Origin of the sequence: Streptomyces sp. rh34, from assembly GCF_002551245.1 — a bacterium.
Taxonomy (GTDB): Bacteria; Actinomycetota; Actinomycetes; order Streptomycetales; family Streptomycetaceae; genus Streptomyces.
The window spans coordinates 1-2,025 of sequence record NZ_NTGZ01000494.1; the positions used below are offsets into that span (position 1 = coordinate 1).

General features: G+C 77.2%; 3 protein-coding genes. All 3 read left to right on the forward strand.

Annotated features, from left to right (window positions below):
• The coding region (locus tag CR470_RS37595) for an NAD(P)/FAD-dependent oxidoreductase (protein WP_143663989.1) at positions 1 to 651 on the forward strand (651 nt) is incomplete at its 5' end.
• A complete protein-coding gene (locus CR470_RS37600; RefSeq protein ID WP_097872220.1) occupies positions 648 to 902 on the forward strand; it encodes a (2Fe-2S)-binding protein in 255 nt (84 codons plus the stop codon). The genes CR470_RS37595 and CR470_RS37600, both read left to right, overlap by 4 nt.
• The coding region (locus CR470_RS37605) for an NAD(P)/FAD-dependent oxidoreductase (protein WP_097872223.1) at positions 895 to 2,025 on the forward strand (1,131 nt) is incomplete at its 3' end. The genes CR470_RS37600 and CR470_RS37605, both read left to right, overlap by 8 nt.

A 2,025-nucleotide genomic window follows, 5' to 3' on the forward strand; every position in this document is an offset into this window, starting at 1 on the left:
GTCACCGGGGCCGACGGCAGGATCACCGGAGTGCGCACCGCCGACGGCACGGTGCTGCCCGCCGACGCCGTGGTCAACGCCGCCGGCACCTGGGGCGGCGAGGTCGGCCGCCGGCTCGGCGCCCCCGTCGAGATCCTGCCCCGCCGGGGCTTCGTCCTCGTCACCGAGCCGCTGCCGCCGATGATCCGGCACAAGGTCTACTCCGCCGACTACGTGGCCAACGTCGCCTCCAGCGACGAGGGTCTGGAGACCTCGTGCGTCGTCGAGGGCACCCGCGCGGGCACGATCCTGATCGGCGCCAGCCGCGAGAGAGTCGGCTTCGACACCGCGATGAACCCGGCCGTCGTGGCCACGCTCGCGGCCCAGGCGTGCCGCCTCTTCCCTTTCCTGCGCGGCGTCCACCTGATCCGCGCCTACCGGGGCTTCCGGCCGTACTGCCCGGACCATCTGCCGGTCATCGGCCCGGACCCCCGCGTCCCGGGCGTCGTCCACGCGTGCGGCCACGAGGGCGCCGGCATCGGCCTGGCCACCGGGACCGGCGCCCTGGTCACCGCCCAGCTGCTCGGCCGCCCGTGGCGCGGCGCCGATCCCGCCGCCCACACCGGCCTCCTGCCCGACCGATTCCTCACCCCCGGAGGTGTGCCGAAGTGACCGCGTTCACCCTGGACGGCGAACCGATGCCGTTCGTACCGGGACAGACCCTGGCCGCCGCGCTCGTCGCCTCGGGCCGGGTCTCCTGGCGGACCACCCGGGGCGGGCAACGGCCCCGGGGGATCTTCTGCGGGATCGGCGTCTGTTTCGACTGCCTGGTGACCGTCGACGGAACGGGCGGGCAGCGCGCCTGCCTGGTGCAGGCCCGCGCGGGCATGGCCGTCACGACCGGGGAGGGCGACGATGAGTGAGTCCGCCGACCTCGTGGTGGTGGGCGCGGGACCGGCCGGCATGGCCGCCGCCGCCATGGCCCTGGACGGCGGGCTGCGGGTCGTCGTCGTCGACTCGGGCGCCGCCCCGGGCGGCCAGTTCTGGCGCCACCCCCCGCTCCCCGCGCGAGAGGCCGTTGCGACCGCGGACCTGCACCACGGCCTGCGCACCTACCGGGCGCTCCGCTCCACCCTCTCCGCCCATGAGCGCACCGGACGGCTCGCACTGCTGCTGAACCACCACGTGTGGACCACGGCCCGCGAGGAGGACGGCTTCGCCGTCCACGCCGTGGACCGCCGCCGGGCGCCCGAGGAGAGGACCGTCGTACTGCGGGCACCGGCCCTGCTGGTGGCGACCGGCGCATACGACCGCCAACTCCCCTTTCCCGGCTGGGACCTGCCCGGTGTGCTCACCGCCGGCGGGCTCCAGTCGCTGCTCAAGGGCGGGGGAGTCGTCGCCGGCCGCCGGGTGGTCCTCGGCGGCACGGGCCCCTTCCTGCTGCCGGTCGCCGCCGCCCTCGCCGCACGCGGGGCGAAGGTCGTCGCCGTGTGCGAGGCGGCGGCGCCCTCGGCCTGGCTGCGCCACCCCGCGGCCCTGCTGCGCAACCCCGCCAGGTGGGCCGAGGGCGCCCGGTACGCGGGCACCCTCGCCCGGCACCGCGTCCCGGTCCGCACCCGCACCGCGATCGTCGGCGCCGAGGGGGAGGGCCGGGTCGCCGTCGTGCGCACCGCCGCCCTGGACGCCGACGGGGCCCCGCTCCCGGGCACGGAGCGCCGGATCGAGGCCGACACCGTGGGCGTCGGCTGGGGCTTCGTCCCCCAGCTCGACCTGCTGCTCCCGCTCGGCTGCGACCTCGCCGACGCGGGCGACGGCACCATGGCCGCCGCCGTCGACGACGGACAGCGCACCACGGTGCCCGGCCTGTACGCGGCGGGCGAGACCTGCGGCGTGGGCGGGGCCTCGCTCGCGGTGAGCGAGGGCCGCGTCGCCGCCGCCTCGGTGCTCACCGACCTCTCCGCCCCGGGCCGGTCCGGCACCCGCCGCCCCGCCGCGGAGCGCCGGGCGGTGGCCCTGTCTCTTATACACATCTCTGAGCGGGCTGGC